Origin of the sequence: Myxacorys almedinensis A (assembly GCF_010091945.1) — a bacterium.
GTDB lineage: Bacteria > Cyanobacteriota > Cyanobacteriia > Leptolyngbyales > Leptolyngbyaceae > Myxacorys > Myxacorys almedinensis.
The window spans coordinates 1-617 of the sequence record NZ_WVIE01000064.1; the positions used below are offsets into that span (position 1 = coordinate 1).

The window sequence follows — 617 nt, forward strand, 5'->3', positions numbered from 1 at the left end:
AGTGACCTATTGGAAAAGTACTAAGCGAGAGCGTGAGATTTATGAGCAATATTTTTACTGAGGAACTGGAGCAGAAGATTGAGGCAGGCGAGGAAGTGATCGATCGCTATTTTGACTCTGCGACGACTCGCGTTGGGACACCTCGCTTGATGACTTCACGCAAAGGGCAGGAGCAGATCACGACTGAATTAGAGATTCCTCCTGCAATGATGGATGAGCTTAACCAAATGGCTGGTGAACTGAATATTAGCCGTCAAGCTGTAATTAAGATGATGCTACGCCGCTCTCTTGATGAACATTATTTGGCTAAACGATCGACATCTTGAATAATAGAGCGATCGCGAAAATAATCAAGTGATCGACATCTTGAATAATAGAGCGATCGCACAAACAATCGAGCGATCGACAATGAAGCGCGCGCTGCTTCGCAGATACCGCAAGGGTCGATCAACCCATTCAATAACCAAGCGCGCTGCTTGCAGATATCGCAAGGGTCGCTAAATTATCGATCTATATCGCATCTGAAGAGAGGTATACTCGACAAACGCTAAATTCCAGATGCAATGAGTTTTGATACCACCTGTCGGCGACTGGCTGAAATCTTTCCTGAAGACTTC

1 protein-coding gene is annotated in these 617 nt (G+C 45.5%); it reads left to right on the plus strand.

Features of this window, described 5'->3' with window-relative positions; genetic code table 11:
* Positions 1-41: 41 nt before the first annotated feature.
* Positions 42-326: a CopG family transcriptional regulator gene (locus GS601_RS22640; RefSeq protein ID WP_162425553.1), complete on the plus strand. Its 285-nt coding sequence runs from the start codon at positions 42-44 to the stop codon at positions 324-326.
* Positions 327-617: the final 291 nt, after the last annotated feature.

Bases quoted from the DNA above. Each gene is read 5' to 3' on its own strand.
- GS601_RS22640 (WP_162425553.1), top strand. From the start codon at position 42: ATGAGCAATATTTTTACTGAGGAACTGGAGCAGAAGATTGAGGCAGGC.